General features: G+C 67.8%; 21 protein-coding genes and 1 tRNA gene. 11 read left to right on the top strand and 11 right to left on the bottom strand.

The genetic code is table 11. From position 1 onward, the window contains the following. Window positions 1-17: 17 nt before the first annotated feature. The 4 genes from EV668_RS08180 to EV668_RS08165 all read left to right on the top strand — a co-directional run bounded on the left by EV668_RS08180 (window position 18) and on the right by EV668_RS08165 (window position 1,830). A complete protein-coding gene (locus tag EV668_RS08180; protein ID WP_133769275.1) occupies window positions 18-902 on the top strand; it encodes a CDP-alcohol phosphatidyltransferase family protein in 885 nt (294 codons plus the stop codon). Then, window positions 899-1,522, top strand: a complete 624-nt coding sequence (locus tag EV668_RS08175; RefSeq protein ID WP_133770075.1) for a Maf family nucleotide pyrophosphatase — start codon at window positions 899-901, stop codon at window positions 1,520-1,522. The genes EV668_RS08180 and EV668_RS08175 overlap by 4 nt, the downstream gene beginning before the upstream one ends. Next, window positions 1,519-1,719: a DNA gyrase inhibitor YacG gene (yacG, locus tag EV668_RS08170; protein ID WP_133769274.1), complete on the top strand. Its 201-nt coding sequence runs from the start codon at window positions 1,519-1,521 to the stop codon at window positions 1,717-1,719. The genes EV668_RS08175 and yacG overlap by 4 nt, the downstream gene beginning before the upstream one ends. A gap of 35 nt (window positions 1,720-1,754) precedes the next feature. Continuing rightward, a tRNA-Phe gene (locus EV668_RS08165) sits at window positions 1,755-1,830 on the top strand. Between the two features lie 159 nt (window positions 1,831-1,989). On the opposite strand, the gene EV668_RS08160 is transcribed toward EV668_RS08165, so the two are convergent. The 4 genes from EV668_RS08160 to EV668_RS08150 form a co-directional block, all read right to left on the bottom strand. Further along, window positions 1,990-2,622, bottom strand: coding sequence for a hypothetical protein (locus EV668_RS08160; RefSeq protein WP_133769273.1), 633 nt, complete (start codon window positions 2,620-2,622; stop codon window positions 1,990-1,992). 9 nt (window positions 2,623-2,631) lie between these two features. Further along, window positions 2,632-2,796: a hypothetical protein gene (locus EV668_RS25745; protein WP_425359593.1), complete on the bottom strand. Its 165-nt coding sequence runs from the start codon at window positions 2,794-2,796 to the stop codon at window positions 2,632-2,634. Between the two features lie 288 nt (window positions 2,797-3,084). After that, window positions 3,085-3,588, bottom strand: coding sequence for a hypothetical protein (locus EV668_RS08155; protein ID WP_133769272.1), 504 nt, complete (start codon window positions 3,586-3,588; stop codon window positions 3,085-3,087). Between the two features lie 19 nt (window positions 3,589-3,607). Next, entirely contained in the window at window positions 3,608-4,627 is a 1,020-nt protein-coding gene (locus EV668_RS08150; RefSeq protein ID WP_133769271.1) for a polyprenyl synthetase family protein, read from the bottom strand. Between the two features lie 114 nt (window positions 4,628-4,741). Between EV668_RS08150 and EV668_RS08145 the strand changes: the two genes are divergently transcribed. Together EV668_RS08145 and EV668_RS08140 are read left to right on the top strand one after the other, a co-directional pair. Then, window positions 4,742-4,966 carry a putative signal transducing protein gene (locus EV668_RS08145; RefSeq protein WP_133769270.1) on the top strand — a complete coding sequence of 75 codons (225 nt, stop codon included), beginning with the start codon at window positions 4,742-4,744 and terminating at the stop codon, window positions 4,964-4,966. Continuing rightward, a complete protein-coding gene (locus EV668_RS08140; RefSeq protein ID WP_133769269.1) occupies window positions 4,956-5,744 on the top strand; it encodes a tRNA1(Val) (adenine(37)-N6)-methyltransferase in 789 nt (262 codons plus the stop codon). Before EV668_RS08145 ends, EV668_RS08140 begins: the two co-directional genes overlap by 11 nt. Window positions 5,745-5,800: 56 nt before the next feature. Here the strand turns inward: EV668_RS08140 and EV668_RS08135 are convergent, their stop codons facing one another. Then, complete coding sequence (locus tag EV668_RS08135) at window positions 5,801-6,139, bottom strand: hypothetical protein (RefSeq protein WP_133769268.1); 339 nt, start codon at window positions 6,137-6,139, stop codon at window positions 5,801-5,803. Window positions 6,140-6,190: 51 nt separating this feature from the next. Here EV668_RS08135 and EV668_RS08130 point away from each other — a divergent pair, with 51 nt between their 5' ends. The 3 genes from EV668_RS08130 (at window position 6,191) to glyS (ending at window position 9,987) form a co-directional block, all read left to right on the top strand. Continuing rightward, entirely contained in the window at window positions 6,191-7,177 is a 987-nt protein-coding gene (locus EV668_RS08130) for a glycine--tRNA ligase subunit alpha (protein ID WP_133769267.1), read from the top strand. Continuing rightward, a complete protein-coding gene (locus tag EV668_RS08125; protein ID WP_133769266.1) occupies window positions 7,174-7,593 on the top strand; it encodes a hypothetical protein in 420 nt (139 codons plus the stop codon). The genes EV668_RS08130 and EV668_RS08125 overlap by 4 nt, the downstream gene beginning before the upstream one ends. 219 nt (window positions 7,594-7,812) lie before the next feature. Further along, complete coding sequence (glyS, locus tag EV668_RS08120; RefSeq protein ID WP_133769265.1) at window positions 7,813-9,987, top strand: glycine--tRNA ligase subunit beta; 2,175 nt, start codon at window positions 7,813-7,815, stop codon at window positions 9,985-9,987. A 107-nt stretch (window positions 9,988-10,094) separates the two neighbouring features. Here glyS and EV668_RS08115 read toward each other — a convergent pair whose 3' ends face one another. After that, window positions 10,095-10,592 (bottom strand): phasin, encoded by a 498-nt coding sequence (locus EV668_RS08115; RefSeq protein WP_133769264.1) that lies wholly within the window; start codon window positions 10,590-10,592, stop codon window positions 10,095-10,097. 334 nt (window positions 10,593-10,926) lie between these two features. On the opposite strand from EV668_RS08115, the gene EV668_RS08110 reads away from it, so the two are divergent. Together EV668_RS08110 and EV668_RS08105 are read left to right on the top strand one after the other, a co-directional pair. After that, the gene (locus EV668_RS08110; RefSeq protein ID WP_133769263.1) at window positions 10,927-13,422 is read left to right on the top strand and encodes a PAS domain-containing sensor histidine kinase; all 2,496 of its coding nucleotides are present in this window, start codon (window positions 10,927-10,929) and stop codon (window positions 13,420-13,422) included. A 132-nt stretch (window positions 13,423-13,554) separates the two neighbouring features. Continuing rightward, on the top strand, window positions 13,555-14,037 hold the full coding sequence (locus tag EV668_RS08105) for a GNAT family N-acetyltransferase (RefSeq protein ID WP_166652384.1): 483 nt from the start codon (window positions 13,555-13,557) through the stop codon (window positions 14,035-14,037). 67 nt (window positions 14,038-14,104) lie between these two features. On the opposite strand, the gene EV668_RS08100 is transcribed toward EV668_RS08105, so the two are convergent. The 5 genes from EV668_RS08100 to EV668_RS08080 form a co-directional block, all read right to left on the bottom strand. Further along, window positions 14,105-14,641 carry a Dps family protein gene (locus EV668_RS08100; RefSeq protein WP_133769261.1) on the bottom strand — a complete coding sequence of 179 codons (537 nt, stop codon included), beginning with the start codon at window positions 14,639-14,641 and terminating at the stop codon, window positions 14,105-14,107. A 98-nt stretch (window positions 14,642-14,739) separates the two neighbouring features. Next, the gene (bfr, locus tag EV668_RS08095; RefSeq protein WP_133769260.1) at window positions 14,740-15,228 is read right to left on the bottom strand and encodes a bacterioferritin; all 489 of its coding nucleotides are present in this window, start codon (window positions 15,226-15,228) and stop codon (window positions 14,740-14,742) included. Between the two features lie 155 nt (window positions 15,229-15,383). Then, the gene (locus EV668_RS08090) at window positions 15,384-15,644 is read right to left on the bottom strand and encodes a (2Fe-2S)-binding protein (protein ID WP_133769259.1); all 261 of its coding nucleotides are present in this window, start codon (window positions 15,642-15,644) and stop codon (window positions 15,384-15,386) included. A gap of 132 nt (window positions 15,645-15,776) precedes the next feature. Next, on the bottom strand, window positions 15,777-16,454 hold the full coding sequence (locus tag EV668_RS08085; RefSeq protein ID WP_245512930.1) for a class I SAM-dependent methyltransferase: 678 nt from the start codon (window positions 16,452-16,454) through the stop codon (window positions 15,777-15,779). Between the two features lie 37 nt (window positions 16,455-16,491). Beyond that, window positions 16,492-17,688 carry a L,D-transpeptidase family protein gene (locus EV668_RS08080; RefSeq protein ID WP_245512929.1) on the bottom strand — a complete coding sequence of 399 codons (1,197 nt, stop codon included), beginning with the start codon at window positions 17,686-17,688 and terminating at the stop codon, window positions 16,492-16,494. Window positions 17,689-18,070: the final 382 nt, after the last annotated feature.

Genomic DNA, 18,070 nt, shown 5'->3' with positions numbered 1-18,070 from the left:
CCTACCTTCCGAGAGCCATGAGCGACCTCTTCCAGCCCTACGCGCCCGATCCGGCCGAGCCGAGGAAGCGCCGATTCAAGCCGGTGCCGTTCCGGATGGTGGCACCGAACCTGATCACGCTGCTCGCGCTCTGCCTCGGGCTGACGGCGATCCGGCTCGCCTTCGACGGCCGGCTGGAGCCGGCCGTCTTCGCGATCCTCGTCGCGGCCATTCTCGACGGTGTCGACGGCCGCGTCGCGCGGTTGCTGAAGGGGACCTCCCGCTTCGGCGCCGAGCTCGATTCGCTGGCCGACTTCCTGAATTTCGGCGTCGCTCCCGCGCTCGTGCTGCATTCCTTCATCCTGCACGAGATCAAGGCGGTCGGCTGGGTGGTGGCGCTCATCTTCGCGATCGCGGCCGCCCTGCGCCTCGCCCGCTTCAACGCGGCGCTCGACGAGCCGAACACGCCGGAATGGAAGAAGGACTTCTTCGTCGGCATGCCCGCTCCTGCCGGGGCCGGCGCGGCGCTGCTGCCGATCTACCTGCATTTCCTCGGCGTGCCGGTCCAGGCGGCCGCGCCCGTGGCCATGGTCTATGTGCTGGCCATCGCCCTCATGATGGTTTCGACCGTCCCGACCTGGTCGGGCAAGACCTGGGGCAAGCGCATCCCCCGCGACTGGGTGCTGCCGCTCTTCGTGCTCACCGTAGCGCTGTTCGGGCTGATGGTCAGCTTTCCGTTCGAGGCCATGGCGGTGCTCTCGATCCTCTACCTCGCGACCATTCCCATCAGCGTCTCGCGCTACCGTGTCTTCGCGCGCAAGGAGGCCGCAGCGCCGAGCCTGCCGGCCGACGGAGAGGCGCAGGCGCCAGCTCCTGCGGAGGGCGTTCCAGCTCGCCCGGAGAGCGGGGGGGCGCCGTCCTGAGCGGGCCCATCCGGCCAGCCCGCCTGATCCTGGCCTCCGCATCGCCGCGACGTCTCGCCCTTCTCGGGCAGATCGGGATCAGGCCCGACCTCGTGCACCAGACCGACATCGACGAATCGGTCCGCAAGGCGGAGCTGCCGGCGCACCATGCCCGGCGCCTCGCTGGCGAGAAGGCCGAATCCTGTCGTCATGCCCTCGGGACGCCGGAAGCCTTCATCCTGGCGGCCGACACCGTCGTCGCAGCCGGCCGTCGCATCCTGCCGAAGGCGGAGAGCGAGGAGGACGCACGCCGCTGCCTCGATCTTCTCTCCGGCCGATCCCACCGGGTCTACACGGCCGTCGCGCTCGTGACGCCGGCCGGACGGCTGCGCGAGCGCCTCGTCGAGACACGGGTGAAGGTGAAGCGGCTCGCGCCGGCGGAGATCGACGCCTATCTCGCGTCCGGCGAATGGCGCGGCAAGGCTGGGGGCTATGCCATCCAGGGGCTCGCCTCGGCCTTCGTGCTGGGCCTCATCGGCTCCTATAGCGGCGTCGTGGGGCTGCCGCTCTACGAGACCGCGACCCTGCTCGAGGGGGAGGGGTTCCCGGTTCGAAGCGGCTGGGCGAAGGCGGCCGCATGACCGCGATCGCGCTCAAGCCCTGCCCGATCTGCGGCCGGCCGGCGGCGGACAAGACCCGTCCGTTCTGCTCCGTCCGCTGCGCGGATGTCGATCTCGGCCGCTGGCTCACGGGCAGCTACGCCATCCCCGTGGCCGAGGATGAAATGGACGATGACGTTTCTGACGACGAGGGTGCTGGACACAGAAAAATGTCCTGATATAAGCGCCGCTCTCCCGGCCTTAGGCCGAGGACGCCCAGGTAGCTCAGTTGGTAGAGCATGCGACTGAAAATCGCAGTGTCGGCGGTTCGATTCCGTCCCTGGGCACCATCGTTTTCCAAGGCTTTGCGCTGATCTGCTCATCTGCTTCCTGAGAAGGCGGGCAGGTGGTGTATGGCATCGCTAGTTTGGGTGTCCCGCCTTCGGCTGAGCAGAGCCTCGGGATGCGACGCCCGCAAACGGGCGTCGTCGGCGGCTTTGGCTATGACATCATCGGGGTGATTTGGCCCGGATCATCTCGTAAACCTGAACAGCCTGACTCTCCTTCGTGTGGAGGTGACAAAGCCAAAATCGGTCGGTTGTGAAGAATATTGCATGGTACGATAGAAGATCAACCAAACGCTGCATCGTTGGCGCCATCTCGATAAAGTCATTGGTCGACTGACTATGCATGAGGGTTAAGCTTCCGAGACGCCCTCGATGTGTGTAATTGCCACAGCGCCCGTGCAATTCGAGGAGCTCGTCCTTGGTGAACGGCTCCTGGCTGTCGTCCCCCTCCATCGAGCGAACTCCCCCGCGGCCTTGACCGTCCTTAAGGCGACGGGGGAAGAAATTCGGACGGAGCGCTTCAAGTTTTGAAAGTATCACCTTGGCTTCATAAGCGCGTAGCATAGCCTTGGAGTTTGCGTACTCTATGTCTCCGTGAGCGATCAAGCACCCAAGGGCCACCGTCTCGCAAACCATGCGCACCTGTAGGAAGCAGAATTCCTCAGCAATGCGCGCCGGAAGTGAGATGTCATTGGATACGACAGCGTTTATGTATCGAATTCGCGTTTTGATCTCTTCCATAAGGTCGGCGTATTTTAGTTGAGCAGCCTCAATCTCCTGCTCCGATGTCGCCATCGTTTCCTCCTATCCGACTTTGATAGGAAGGGAGCAACCGGCGAGGCAGGAGTCAACGAGAAGGATCAGTCTTCCAGACCCCCTGATCTTCCGCAGGGTTTCATCGGAGGGCTTCCTGCGCTCGGACTCGATGTCGGAGAGGAATCCCTGCCGAATGCTAGCGGATTCGGCCACCTGCTTCGAGCGGGACCCTTGCCTTTACAGAGGCCGCGCGAGAAGTCGGGACGGCCGTAGAAGGAAACCATCTGTGTGAGGTTCAGATGATGATTCTCCCCGCTTTCGAGCGCGGCCATCGGCTCGTCGAAGGCGGCCCCATCAGCCGCGTCCTCGGTACCACTGTCGGCCACGAGGGTTTCGTAATCGATCGTCGTCGCGACCGTGGCCGGCAGGGCGTCCAACTCCGCAGCACCTGAGGGCCAAGGGCTGTCTTGCGCTCGCTCGTTTCGTCGCCGATCGGCACCGTCAGTGCTGTGCGGTCTCGCTCCGTGCCGTCGCGTCGGCCACCTCGGCCCCTCCCGGATTGCGCCGCGACATCAGGGTGTCGCAGATCCACGCTTTGCCCTCGTCGGAATGGTCCCGCGAATTGCCGGGCGTGATCCATGCGAGCCCGCTGATCGGCTTGCCGACGGCGCGGAGGCGGTAGGCCGTTGGGCTCGCCGATTCGAGATGCCAACAGAACTCGGTGCGGGCGTTCTGCCCGCTCTGTCGGTGCTGAGGATAGTAGTAGCAGACGGCGTCGCCTCGCAGTGTCCAGCAGGAATTCTGGTTTTTTATGCCCCCATTATGTCCAAGGACGCGCCCGTCGGGAGCATGCCACTCGCTGAACAAAAGCTTGCCGTTGTAACCGGTCAGGGTATTGCCGGAGAGCAATCTTAGGAGATCGGGGGCGCTGAGGGTCTGGGCAGCCGTGCCGCATGTCCCGCCTATTGCGGAGCAGAAAGCGGCGACCGACAGCGTGCGCCTCACGGCCTTTCGCTCCTCCCTCTCAATGCGTTCGCGAGACGCAGAACTCGACCGTGTCCAGGAGGGCGCCCTTGTGAGCGCTGTTCGGGAACAAGGCGAGCGCGTCGCAGGCGATCTTGCCGTAATGGCGCGCGCGCTCGATCGTGTCCTCGATGGCCCGGTGACGGCGCAGGATCGCGATCGCGCGCTCGACGTCGCCGTCCCCGATCTCGCCCGTCTCCAGCGAGCGGCGCCAGAAGGCGCGCTCGGCCTCGTCGCCGCGGCGGAAGGCGAGCACGATCGGCAGGGTGATCTTGCCCTCGCGGAAATCGTCCCCGACATTCTTGCCGAGCGCCGAAGCCGACCCGCCGTAATCCAGCGCGTCGTCGACGAGTTGGAAGGCGATCCCGAGATTCATGCCGTAGGAGCGGCAGGCCGCCTGCTCGGCCTTGGGGCGGTCGGCGATGACCGGGCCGACCTCGCAGGCGGCGGCGAAGAGTTCCGCGGTCTTGCCGCGGATCACCGCCATGTACTCGTCCTCGTTCGTCTCGACGTTCTTCGCGGCGGAGAGCTGGAGCACCTCGCCCTCCGCGATCACCGTCGCGGCCGAGGAGAGGATGTCGAGCGCGGTCATCGAGCCGGTCTCGACCATCATCTTGAAGGCCTGGCCGAGGAGGAAGTCGCCAACCAGGACGCTGGCCTCGTTGCCCCACATCATCCGGGCGGCGATCTTGCCCCGCCGCATGGTCGAGGCGTCGACGACGTCGTCGTGCAGAAGCGTCGCCGTGTGCATGAACTCGACGGCGGCGGCGAGCCGGACATGGCCTTCGCCGCCATATCCGGAGAGCGCGGCGGTCGCGAGGGTCAGCATCGGGCGCAGGCGCTTGCCGCCCGAGGAGATGAGATGGTTCGCGACCTCCGGGATCATCGTCACGCGAGAGCCCGTCCGGGAGAGGATGAGCGCATTCACGCGCGCCATATCCGCCTTCACCAGCCGGACGAGATCGTCGATCCCGGCCGCGGTGCCCGGCGCCTTGTCCTCGAACGGAAGAACCACACCCAAGACCCGTACCCCCGGTTGCCGGATCGGCCGGCCGATCGGATGATGGTCTCGCATGCCCTTTGCGGCACCGCAACGCGCGGCTTGCCGCAAGAGCAGACGGGGATCCGAGCGACGATGCACGAACTCATCCGGACCAGCGACGTCGTCCTCATCGACGTCGTGCGCAACCTCCTCGAGGCCGAGCGCGTGCCGGTCCTCGTGGCGGACGGCCATATCAGTGCGCTCGAGGGCGGCATCGGCGCCTTTCCGCGCCGCCTGCTCGTCCCTGACGATTGGGCGTCCAAGGCGCGCCGCCTCGTCGTCGAGGCCGGGCTCGAGGCCGAACTTCGTGCTCCCTGAACCCGAGCGGACGAGCGAGGATCGGCTCCTCGGCGGGAGGGTTCGGCTGCTGCAGCCGCGCATCGGCCATCGGGCGGGAACCGATGCGGTGCTTCTCGCAGGGCTGAGCGGGGCGCGTGCGGGGGAGCACGTGATCGATCTCGGCAGTGCGAGCGGGGCGGTCGGGCTGATGATCGCTGCGCATGTTCCGACGGCGCGGGTGAGCCTTATCGAGCGCGAGCCGGGTCTCGTCGCCCTCGCGGGCGAGAACATCGGGCTGAACGACGTCGGCGGCCGGGTGGCTGCATTCGAGTGCGACGTGTTCGGCATCGGCGAGCCCTCGTTTGCCGAAGCCTGCCCGGATCAGGCGGGCGATCGTCGAGGGCCGCCTGCGGTGCCCGCCGATCTCGTCGTCACCAATCCGCCCTTCTTCGAGGAGACAGCCGGCATCAGGGCTTCGCCGGATGCCGGGCGGAGGAAGGCCCATGTCATGGAGGGCGGGGGCCTGCGCGACTGGCTCGCAGCCGCGGCGCGGGTTCTGAAACCGCGGGGCCGGCTTGCGCTGATCCACCGGGCCGATGCCCTCGGCGCCTGCCTTGCGGCCCTCGCTCCGGATTTCGGTGCGCCGGCCGTCATGCCGATCCATCCGCGCGCCGGGCGGAATGCGAGCCGGATCCTCGTCTTCGCCCGAAGGGGAGGGCGATCGCCGCTTCTCCTGCTGCCGCCCTTGATCCTGCATGAGCCGGATGGGCGCTTCACGCCGGAAGCGGCACGCCTGCACGATCCTGCACTCGGTTGATCCGTGTCAGCCCGGCTGGGCCGTGCCGATGAAGAGTGTCCGGGCTGGCGTGGGTTTCAGCGCGATGCCGGACGGCAGGGCGAGCGCTCGGCCTCGCCATGGCCGGCATAGACGACCTTGACGCGGGGGCAGGCCGGATCGGCTGCGGCGGACCCGGCCTCGCTTGGCGCTCCAGGCGACGAGGAGGCCGGACCTGTCCCCGTATTGCCGTCCGTTCCGGCCCGGGCGCCGTGCGATTCCGCGACGACGAGGCATGCCGTCATGATGGCGGCTGCGATGGCGATCCGTCCGATGCCGATCATGTTCGTCACTCCCTCCAGCCGGCCCGTCCCTGGGGTCTCGTTCCCCGGCTCGAAGGGTTGGTCGCGCGGGACGGGCGGAAGGTTCAGCGCCATGACGCCTTCCGCTTGACAGGGGAGGGGCCGCTCTTAAGGGTTCCGGCCATCATGCCGACGTCCACCACGCCGCCCGAGGGCGCAGCTTCGCTGCCGCCCCATCTCTCGCCCCATCGCTCCTTCCAGGGGCTGATCCTGACGCTGCAGCAATTCTGGGCGGCGCAGGGCTGCGTGATCTTGCAGCCCTACGACATGGAGGTGGGCGCCGGCACCTTCCATCCGGCGACGACGCTTCGTGCGCTCGGCCCGAAGCCCTGGCGCGCGGCCTATGTCCAGCCCTCGCGCCGGCCGAAGGACGGCCGCTACGGCGAGAACCCGAACCGGCTCCAGCACTATTACCAGTTCCAGGTGATCCTGAAGCCGAACCCCCCGGATCTCCAGGAGCTCTATCTCGCCTCGCTGGCCGCGATCGGAATCGATGCCAGGCTTCACGACATCCGTTTCGTCGAGGACGATTGGGAGAGCCCGACCCTCGGCGCCTGGGGGCTCGGCTGGGAATGCTGGTGCGACGGGATGGAGGTGAGCCAGTTCACCTATTTCCAGCAGGTCGCCGGATTCGAGTGCATGCCCGTGTCGGGCGAGCTCACCTATGGGCTCGAGCGCCTCGCCATGTATGTCCAGGGCGTCGAGAACGTCTACGACCTCAATTTCAACGGACGCGAAGGGGCGGAGCGCATCAGCTACGGCGACGTCTTCCTCCAGGCCGAGCAGGAATATTCGCGGCACAATTTCGAACATGCCGACACGGAGATGCTGCTGCGCCAGTTCCGCGACGCCGAGACGGCCTGCAAGGCGTATCTTGCGGCGGGGGAGGGCGCCGGTTCCGGCGGCCGCCACGGCCTTGCCCTCCCGGCATACGACCAGTGCATCAAGGCGAGCCACGTCTTCAACCTGCTCGATGCGCGGGGCGTGATCTCCGTCACCGAGCGGCAGAGCTATATCGGGCGCGTCCGCGATCTCGCGAAGGCCTGCGGCGCGGCCTGGCTCAAGACCGAAGGCGGCGGAGCGGCCCTCGAGCCCGCCAAGGAGGCTGCATGAAGCCGGGATCACGCCGGAATATCCGGATCTCGATCACGCGCGTGTCCTACGACATCGTGAGCGATGCGACGCTCGACACCGGCGTCGCCCGGCTCACGGGGCCTGCGATGCTGGTCGAGACGAACGAGGAACTCGGTCCCGTCGATCTCACCTTCTGGGGCTCGACCCCGGCCCAGCTCAAGATGCGGGCCCGCAACTGGCCGGAGCGGTTCGACGCCGTCTCCGGCGATTATTTCGGCGTCTCGGATGCGGGCGAGCACCGTTTCGACGTCTTCCTGGCTGCGGACCGCTTCTTCCGCCTGCTCGATCTGGCCCACGGCTCCCGCCGCGCCGCGATCCGCCTCTCCTGCGACGTGTCGGAGGACGGACGGCTCGATCTCGTCCACGAGATGGAAATCTCGGCCAGCCGAGGTTGAACACGGGCGAAGCCGGCGGGGTCGGGTGAAGACCACCTCGCATCGTCGTCTTCGTCTCCGACGTGACGAGGGGTGCCGCCCCATCCCCGGATCGTCGGTCCGACCCTCCCTCTCCAGGGGAGGATCGCGTTGAAGCCCCTGGCGCCGCAACTCCTCGACAAGCGGGCGGCGCGCGCCTAAGCGGCTTCCTCCTCCTTTTCGCACTCTGATCGCGGTTCCATGCCGGACCTTCTGCTCGAACTTCTCTCGGAAGAGATTCCCGCCCGCATGCAGGGCCGGGCCGCCGATGACCTGAAGAAGCTCGTCACCGACGCGCTGGTCGGCCAGGGCCTCCTCTATGAGGGAGCCGTCGCCCATGCGACGCCGCGCCGGCTCGTGCTCCACGTCGCCGGCCTGCCGGCGAAGGGCAAGGACGTGCGGGAGGAGAAGCGCGGCCCGCGTGTCGGCGCGCCCGAGGAGGCCATGAAGGGCTTCCTCAAGAGCGCGGGCGTCACCTCGGCCGAGCAGATCCGCGTCGTCCAGGACGCGAAGAAGGGCGACTACTACGTCGCGACCATCGAGCGCGCGGGCCGGCCGACCCCGCAGGTCCTGTCCGAACTGCTGCCGGGCATCATCAAGGGCTTTCCCTGGCCGAAATCGATGCGCTGGGGCGCGGCCTCGCGCGAGCCGGGCTCGCTCCGCTGGGTGCGGCCCCTGCAATCGGTGCTCTGCACCTTCGGCACGGAAGGCGACACCTCCGAGATCGTGCCGCTCCTGATCGACGGCCTCATCTCGGGCGATACGACGCGCGGTCACCGCTTCATGGCGCCCGGCGCGATCCGGGCGCGGCGCTGGAGCGAGTACGCGGCGGCGCTGAGCGAGGCCAAGGTCGTCGTCGATGCGGCGCGCCGGCGGGAGATCATCCGCCACGACGCCCGCGACCTCGCCTTCGCGCAGGGCCTCGAGGTCGTCGAGGACGAGGGGCTGCTGGAGGAGGTCGGCGGCCTCGTCGAGTGGCCGGTCGTGCTGATGGGCTCGTTCGACGAAAGCTTCCTCGACATCCCGCCCGAGGCGATCCGCGCCACCATCCGGGCCAACCAGAAGTGCTTCGTTCTGCGCCGAGGGCAACAAGCGGCCGGCGACGGCGCGCTCGCGAACCGCTTCATCCTCGTCTCCAACATCGAGGCGTCGGACGGTGGCAAGGCGATCGTCGCCGGCAACGAGCGCGTCGTGCGGGCTCGCCTCTCGGATGCGAAGTTCTTCTGGGAGACCGACAAGAAGACGAAGCTCGAGGATCGGCTCGAGCGGCTGAAGGCCATCACCTTCCACGAGAAGCTCGGCACCCAGTTCGAGCGCGTCGAGCGCATCGTCGCGCTGGCACGCGAGCTTGCGCCGGTCGTCGGCGCCGATCCCGCCGAGGCCGAGCGCGCCGCGCGGCTCGCCAAGGCCGACCTCGTCACCGAGATGGTCGGCGAATTCCCCGAGCTTCAGGGCCTGATGGGCCGCTACTACGCGGCGGCCCAGGGCGAGACGCCGGCTGTCGCCACGGCCATCGAGGATCACTACCGGCCGGTCGGCCCCTCCGACCGGATCCCGACCGATCCCGTCGCGGTGGCCGTCGCCCTCGCCGACAAGCTCGATACCCTCGTCGGCTTCTGGGCCATCGACGAGAAGCCGACGGGCTCGAAGGATCCCTACGCCCTGCGCCGCGCTGCGCTCGGGGTGATCCGGATCGTGCTGGAGAACGGGCTGCGGGTCTCGATGGGGAAGCGATGCGGCCCCGGGCCGGCCGGCGCTGACCTCCTTTCGTTCTTCCACGATCGCTTGAAGGTCTATCTGCGCGAGCGCGGCGCCCGGCACGATCTGATCGACGCCGTGCTGGCGGCCGGCCAACCCTCCGCCCGTGCCGGCGGCGGGGAGAGCCGAGCGGACGCGGAACGTCCGGCCGGGTCGACCCTTCCCTCCGCAAGCGGGGAGAGGGAGGGCGCGAACGACGACCTCCTCATGATCGTCCGGCGGGTGGAAGCCCTGTCGCGCTTCCTCGAGACCGACGACGGCAAGAACCTCCTCGCCGCCACGAAGCGCGCGGCCAACATCCTGCGGATCGAGGAGAAGAAGGACGGGCGCTCCTATGACGACGCGCCGGCGCTGAGCGCGCTGGTCGAGCCCGAGGAGAAGGGTCTCGCCGTTGCGCTCGCCCGCGCCGCCCATGCGGCGAGCGAGGCGGTGGCGGACGAAAAGTTCGAGGACGCCATGAAGGCCCTCGCCGAACTGCGCCCGGCGGTCGATGCCTTCTTCGAGAAGGTGACGGTGAATGCGACCGAGGCCGATCTGCGCGAGAACCGGCTGAAGCTGCTCGCGATGCTTCGCCGGGCGACACGCGAAGTCGCGGATTTCTCCCGTATCGAGGGGTAGTCTCGCGGCCATCGGGCCGCGCAGGCAACAGGCACGAAAAAGCCGCCCGTCCCGGCAGGGAGGGCGGCTTCTGGTGCTGGAACGGCGGCCTTGCGGCCGCCGCCTGATTACTTCACCGGGGGCTTCGGCTTGGCGGCGGCAGCGGCCGTCTGGGAAGCGCGGTTGAAGGCAGCGGTCGCCTGCTCGGTGGCCGAGCGCGTGGCGGCGGCAGCCTCGCTGGCAACGCTCGCAGCCTTCGTCGTCGCGTCGCGCGCGGCCGACTGAGCGATCTCGCCGAGCTCCTTCATCTGGCCCTGCATCGTCGTGAACTGAGAGCGGACAAACTCGCTCTGAAGCCGCACGGCTTCCTGAATGTCGGTGGCGCGCACGAGGCGCTGAGCATGGTCGAACGCGGCCGCGATGTTCTGCTCCGCATAGGAGAGCGTCTTCTTCGTCGCGTCCGAGGCGGTCGACTGCATGTTCGACGACGAGCCATGGAACGTGTCGACGGCCTTGTTGGCGGCGCTCAGGAAGCCGTCAAACGCCTTGCGGGCCTGCTCGACGCTCTTCTCGGCGAAATCGCGCATCTCGGTCGGGATTTCGTACTTGATCGTCTTATCGTCCATGGTCACCTCCTGCCCTATAGGCGTCTTGTGCAATGCAACATATCCTGTGCGGTGCAAAATGCAAGTGCGTGCCCGCAGATTAACTTTACCGGGGAGTTAACGCGCTTAGGTGACGGAAGGTCTCGCTTTGAGACGAAAGATTTGCTTTCTCGCAGCACCCGAGGTCCGAGAGTACCCGATGGCCGGAACGGCCCCCGACTGGAAAACGAAGATTGAGGCGCTCGCCACCGAGCCCGGTCTTGCTCGCCTGAGCGAGAGGTCGACACCCGTCATCGTCTGGTCGTCCCTGGCTGAGCCAATCTGGCGATCGCAGGGTGGCACGATGCTCCCGCCCTTGGAAGCTCTTCCTCGGGCGACCCTGGAGCGATTGCGCCTGCTCGCCGGAGGGCTCGCGCCTCGGGCCGGGTTCCGTCTGGAGCGCTTGCGGCTCGCAGGCCTTGCGCCGCCCGTGACCTTTGCCTGCCGCATCCTGAGCGAAGCGGGCGAAGACGTCCTCCTCACTGTGATTCTCGACAGCCCGGCAGCGAGCCGCTCCCTGTCGGAGGCGCGGGCTGCGAGCGATGGAGACCGGCCGCAGTACCGCGACGAATCGCCCCGTCCGCCGGCAGAGGTGGTGCGGCCCCGCGGCCGTCGCTTCACCTGGTCCGCGGATGCGGATGGTCGGTTCACCACGATATCCCCCGAGTTCCACGAATGCGTGGGCGAAGGAGCGTCGGCCGCACTCGGCGATCGCTGGGAGGATCTGGTCGGGCGTCTCGTCATCGATCAAGACGGTGGCATCGGCCGGGCCCTTTCCGGGACCACCGCATGGCATCGGCTGCCCGCCCAATGGCTTGCGCCGGCTTCCGGTCGTGTGATCCCGGTCGAATTGAGCGGCACGCCGTTGGCCGGGGAGGGCGGCGGGTGGCGAGGATTCGGCCTTGCCTGGCCGGATGAGGCCCAGCCGGCTCCCGCGGGCGCCCTGGCCGCTGCCGCCGTCGCGACGGAGCCTGGGCCTGCCGCGTCGCCCGTCGATCCCTCGACTGGGGACTCTGCCGACGACACGGTCTTCGGCATGCTGCGGTCCTGGTTCAGCGCGCAGCTCGGCGAATCCTTGTCGGCGCGCATCGCGGGGACGGAGGCTGATGCCGAACGGACGGCGGGACCGTCCGGCGATCAGGCAAGCGCACCGATTGCAGACGCCGATCGCGTCGCGGATACCGGCGCCTCCGCCAAGGCCGACAGCCTGTCGCTCAGCGAACAGGGGGCCCTGCACGAGATCGCACGCGCCCTCAGCGGCTCGGCGGAAGGCGAGCCTCCGAGCGAGGAGCGGGATTCGGCGGAGATCGTGCCGCTGCCCGTGCAGCATGTCCGCTCCGGAGAGCCGACACGGCTCCTCGATGACATGCCCGTCGGCATCGTGGTCCTGCGCGACGGCGTGCCTCTCTTCGCCAACCGGTTCCTGTTGGCGAACCTGTCCGCGCGCGATCTCCCCGATCTCGTGGCGACGGACGGTCTTCACGACGTGCTGGGCCTCGACCCCGATGGCGGCGAGCGGACGACCACGCTCGCGCTCGGCGCCGCATCGGGTGAGCGGCGGATCTTCGAGGCGCGCGCGGGCCGCATCGGATGGGGCGATCTCGGCGCCGTGCTCGTCGTCCTCACGCCGCCGGTCGAGGGAGCATCGGCCGAACTCGGCGCCGCCAAGCTCGAACTGCACCGCCGCGACACGGCGCAGCGCGAATTCGCGACCTCTCTCGATCTCGCCGCCGACGGGGTCGTGACCCTGGACGCCGCTGCACGCCTCCTGTCGCTGAGCGGATCGGCCGAGCGGCTATTCGGGGTCCGCGCCAACGAGGTCGTCGGCGACAGTGTCACTGCGCTCGTCGATCCGCGCGATCACCGAGCGCTTTTGACCATCCTCGATTCGCTGCGCGGCGGCGCATCGGACGCCCGCGCGGAATGCGAGTTGCTCGGCCGGACGCGAGACGGCACGACGATTCCGCTCTCTGTCCGGGCGGGCCGTAGCCCGGTCGGTCACGGCAGCGGCTTCGCGCTGGCCTTCCGCGATATCCGGCATTTCAAGCTGCTCGAGCAGGATTTGAGGGAGGCGCGTGCGGTCGCAGAAACTGCGAGCGCGAACCGGGCCGATTTCCTGGCCCGGATCAGCCACGAAGTGCGCACGCCGCTCACCGCCATCACCGGCTTCGCGGAACTGATGCTGGAGGAGCGGTTCGGGCCGCTCGGGAACGAGCGGTACAAGGAATACCTCAAGGACGTGCGCGATTCCGGCGTCCATGTCCTCAGCCTGATCAACGATCTGCTCGATCTCGCCAAGGCGACGTCCGGCCGGACCGATCTGCAGCCTTCGGCGGTCGACCTCAATGCACTGGCCCAGCAATGCGTGGGCCTCACCGCTCCGCTGGCCGCCCGTGAGCGGACGATCCTGCGCACGAGCTTCTCGCCCGATATCTCCCTCGTGTACTCGGACGAGCGCTCGGTGCGGCAGATCGTGATCAACGTCCTGTCAAACGCGATCCGGTTCGCGGGGGCGGGGGGGCAGGTCATCGTCTCGACGGCCGTCGGTGGGCACGGCGAGGTGGTCCTGAGCGTTCGCGACACCGGACCCGGCATGAGCAAGGAAGAGATCGCCGCTGCGCTGACGCCCTTCCGGCAGGTGCCCAGCACACGCCGCTCGGACGGAACGGGGCTCGGGCTGCCGCTATCGAAAGCGCTGGCGGAAGCCAATGACGGTGCGCTCTCGGTCACGAGCGCGCCGGACCTCGGCACGCTGGTCGAGGTACGTTTGCCCGCCTATCGCCCTGCCATCGGTGCCGTTGCCGCGGAGTAGCTCGGCAGGATTCGTCGGCGTCGCCCGTCAGGGCTCGCATTATGCTGCACTGCACACTATATTGCGGGCATGGTGATCGCCGTCCCATCGGGAGCGCGGCCGGACCTTGTGCTGTCCGGAGGGCGCGCCGTCATGATCCGGGCCCTGCAGCCCGGCGACGACGTCCTTTACCCTGAGTTCCACAGCCACGTCTCGGGATCGGATCGCCGGCTTCGCTTCTTCTCCGCAGCGCCCTTGAGCGAGCGACAGATCTTTCGCCTGACGCGCTACGATCCGCGCGAGGCGGTCGTGCGGGCCGCGGTCGGGATCGATTGCGGCGAGCTCTACGGCGTCGGGCGCCTTCACCGCATCCAGGGGCGCCAGGGCGAATTCGCGGTGATGGTGCGCTCGGACCTGAAGGGACAGGGTCTCGGCGGCCTTCTCCTGCGGCAGGTGATCGAGCGAGCACCGTCGATCGGCGTCACCGAGGTGGTTGGCCTCGTCCTGCCTGAGAATACCGGCATGCGGGCGCTCGCCGAGGAACTCGGTTTCGCGATCGCACCGGATCCCGAAGAATCCGGGCTGCTGCGCGCTTCGCTCGATCTGGAACCGCCCGACCACCGTCGCGCGGCCTGAAGGACCGCCGGCTCTCGCCAGGTTGAGGGCGAGGGCCGGCTTCGACACATCGGCGCAACGCCTTCCGTCAGTGGCCCGTCCGGTCGGACGAACGGCTCGCCTCGAACAGGAACCAGGTCCGCCGTTCGGTTTCGTCGATGTAGTTTTCGAGGAGGCTCGCCGAGGCGACATCGTCGTGCTCGTCGCAAAGGGCGTGCGCCTCGCGCATCGCTTTCGCCATGGCCTTGTTGTCGTCCACGAGCTCGCTGAGCATGTCGAGCGGGCCGACGAAATCGGCCTCGTTCTCGGTGAGGCTCGCATCGCGCTTGATCTGGCCGATCGAGCGCACCGTGCGGGCGCCGAGCTTGCGGACCCGCTCGGCAAGCGGGTCGATGGTTGCGAAGATCTGGTCGCTCTGCTCGTCCAGCAGCAGATGATAGTCGCGGAAATGCGGTCCGCTCATGTGCCAGTGGAAGTTCTTCGTTTTGACGTAGAGCGTGAAGGCGTCGCAGACGAGGCCGTTGAGAGCCTGCGCAATCGCCTCGACGGCCTTCGGATCGAGATCCGTGGGCGTCGCGAGATTGGTACGCTCTCGCGGCGCTTTCGTCTTGGTCGCCTTGGCCATCGGCTCGTCTCCTGCGCGCCGTCGATCTCGGCGCAGCAGACAGAACGGTATCGCGACCGGCCCGTTCCCTCAACGCCTCGAGGGATCGGGATGACGGCTCAGTGGTCGCCGCTTTCGACCGGCCCCATATGCTTCTGGGCATAGAGCTGGATGCCGAGCTGCTCGATGAGGTTGAACTGCGTCTCGAGGAAGTCGATATGGCCCTCCTCGTCCGTCGCCAGCTCCTCGAAGAGGTTCTTCGAGACGCGGTCGTTCACGCTGTCGCAGTACTTCGCGGCTTCGAGATACAGCGCGCGCGCTTCGACCTCGCCAGCGAGATCACATTCGAGGATCTCCTTGATATTCTGGCCAATCCGCAGCGGATCGAGGACCTGGAGGTTGGGGAAGCCGTCCAGGAAGATGATGCGCGCGATGAATTTGTCGGCGTGCTGCATCTCCTCGATCGATTCCTTGCGCCAGTGCTTGGCGAGATCGAGATAGCCCCAGTCTTCCAGCAGGCGGAAATGCAGCCAGTACTGGCTCACCGCGGTCAGCTCGCTGCGGAGTCCGCGATTGAGATACTCGATGACTTTGGCGTCGCCCTTCATGTCAACCTCTCCGATGTTGAGAGGCGATGTAGGCCGATCCGATCGTCGTGTCCAGATAGTTTAGAATCTTTTTAAGGTAGCGATCCGGGCAGCCTGATGCGGCCGGCTGAGCCCAGCTCGATTCCGTCGGACATGGCTGACGCGACGGCCGACCGTCAAGCGACAGCGAAGTCGTATTGCTGATCGTGATGGCCGGGGCAGGCGGTGGCCTTGCAGACCGTGCAGTCGTGCTGCTGGGCGGCGGCCAGGAGCGCGTCATCCATGATGGCACGGATGGAACGGGCGCAGCGACCGCAATTGGGCGAGCAGCCGAGGCAGCGGTAGACCTGGGCGGGCGTGCGCGGGCAGTCCGGCCCCGGCGCGAGGCAGGCCTTCACGTCGCCGTCCGAAAGGACGTTGCACGAGCAAACAATCATCCGCCAGCCAGTTTAGAAGGAGTTTAAACTACGAACGATTTCAGGACCTTAGCGGATTGCGGAGGCAGATGCAAAGGGCGCTCCCGGTGGTCGGCTGTCGCACGCACCGGCCCCCGGCTCGGCCGGCGAGCGTCAGGCGCGCGAAACCCAGCCGCGGAAAGCGAAGCCCATGTAGAAAAGGCCGACATCGCTGAATCCGGCGTCCCGCAGGAGCTGCTCGTCCTGCTGCGGGGAGAGGATCGGCAAGCGGGCGGCGATCGCGCGTCGAGCTTCCTCAGCCTTGGTGGGGTCGACGCCGGACGAGACGGCGAATGCGGCATATCGCGCGAGCCACAGGTCGCCGTCGGCGCCGTCTTGAGGGAAGCTCAGATGCGCGACGGCGAACGGTGCTCCAGGCCTCATGCGGCGCCGAACTTCGCGGAGTGTCCGCAGACGCTCCTCGGGCTCCACGAAATGGAGTGTCAGAAGGCACGTCGCGGCATCGAACGGACCGTCAGGCGCACGATCGATGACGCCGCAATGAAGCTGCGTGCGCGCCGCGAGTGGGCCGAGCGTGGCGCTGGCGAGGTCGAGCATCGCGGCGGACGGATCGACACCGTCGAACCGCCAGCCGGGCTTCGCTTCGGCGAAAGCCTTGATCTCCAGGCCCCCGCCGGCCCCGAGGACCAGAACCCGCGCATCGTCCGGCGCGTGCTCCGCGAGGAGAAGCAGGACCATGCGTTGCAGGTCTGCGAAACCTGGGACCAGCTTGGGCGGCCCTTCGGCATAGCGTGCCACGGACTGCGGATCCGAGAACGCGTCCTTGCTCACCGAGCTTGTCGCCGACTGCCGCTCCCCGCCATGCCGTTCAGCGACGGGCCGGGGTGATGGACGACGTCACGACCGGATCCGCCGCTCTCGCCGCTGCGATGGCGGCGGGCTTGGGCTCCGGAAGGGGCGGGGGCTCGTCGAGCCCGTAGACATCGTCGCGGAAGTGGACGCTGCCGTCCGCCATGCCGTAGCCCGTCATATAGACCCAGGCGACGGGCACGGGCTTCGACAGCTTCGCGTCGACCCGCCGTCCGCCGGCGATCGCCGTTTCGATGTCGATCCCGCTCCAGCCCTGACCGGCGGGTCCGGGAGACGTCTCGAGCAGCCAGGCTGCCAGGTCCTTCACGCCGGAAACACGGACGCAGCCCGAGGACTGGGCCCGCATCGACCGGGCGAAGAGCCGCTTCGACGGCGTGTCGTGCATGTACACGGCGTGCCGGTTCGGCATGTCGATCCGGATCTCGCCGAGCGAGTTGTCGGCGCCTGCATCCTGCCGCACGGTGTAGTTCGCCGCCTGGTTGGTCGACCAGTCGATCGTGTTGGGATCGACCTCCTGGCCCTGCGCGTCGAAGAGGCGGATGCGCATCTTCGCGAGATAGGCCGGATCCTTGCGGACGTGCGGAATGATGTCCTTCTTGATGATGGAGACCGGAGCCGTCCAGGTCGGGTTGAAGTTCACCGAGGTGATCCGGGTCTCCACCTGCGGCGAGGCGCGCTCGCGCCGCCCGATGACAGCGACGTAGCGCCTCGCGACCACGCCCCGATCGACGGCCTCGACGGCGGCCGAGGGGATGTTGACCGCGACGTAGCGGTCGCCGAAGGCGAATTTCGAGCCCATCAGCCGGGTGGCCGATGCCTGAAGCTGCCGGACGCGCTGCGATGCGCTGATGTTCAGGTGGACGAGCGTGCGCGGCCCGACGAGCCCGGTCTCCTCGAGACCGTGGCGAGCCTGGAAGCGGCGGATGCCGGCGCGGAGCGCATCGTCGAACTGGCTTCCCGACGCCTCCTGCTGCGGCAGGTCGCCGGTCAGCGCGAGGCGCCGTCTCAGCGCGACGATTGCCGGCCCGTCGTCGCCGGTCTTGAGACGCGTGATCTCGCTCGGCACGCTCGACCAGCCGCCTCCCTCGGCGATCGCCTGATAGCGCTCTCCGGCCTTCATCGTGGAGACGAAGGTGTCGGGTCCGAGCGTCGGCCGGGGATCGTCCGAGAGCTTGATCGGCTCCGGCGGAGGCACCGGATTCTTCGATGCGGGCCTGTCGATGGCTTGTTGGTCGACCTTGGGCGCGGCGAGCACCGTGCGCGGCTTCGGGATGGCCGGACGGGACGCTGAGGAGGGCGGAACTGTTCCCGCCGCACCTGCCGAAGCCGGGCTGGGACGCGGCGTCGCCGCTCGCGGCCGCGGGACGGTTGCCTCGGCGGGGGGAAGCCGGGGAGCGGGCGTGATCTCGATCGGAGCGCCGAGCCCCGGAAGCAACGCGCCCGCCGCCTGCGGAAGCGGGCTCGACGTGGGGCTCGATGACGCCACGGAGCCGTTCGGCGGCACCATTTCCGCGTGCGCGGCTCCCACAGGGAGCGCGATGCTTAAGATTGCCAGGAGGCCGACGTTACGCACAACA

Source organism: Enterovirga rhinocerotis (assembly GCF_004363955.1).
GTDB classification, from domain to species: domain Bacteria; phylum Pseudomonadota; class Alphaproteobacteria; order Rhizobiales; family Beijerinckiaceae; genus Enterovirga; species Enterovirga rhinocerotis.
The sequence above is the reverse complement of the archived record's forward strand: the minus strand, read 5'-3'. Positions and strand labels throughout refer to the sequence as shown.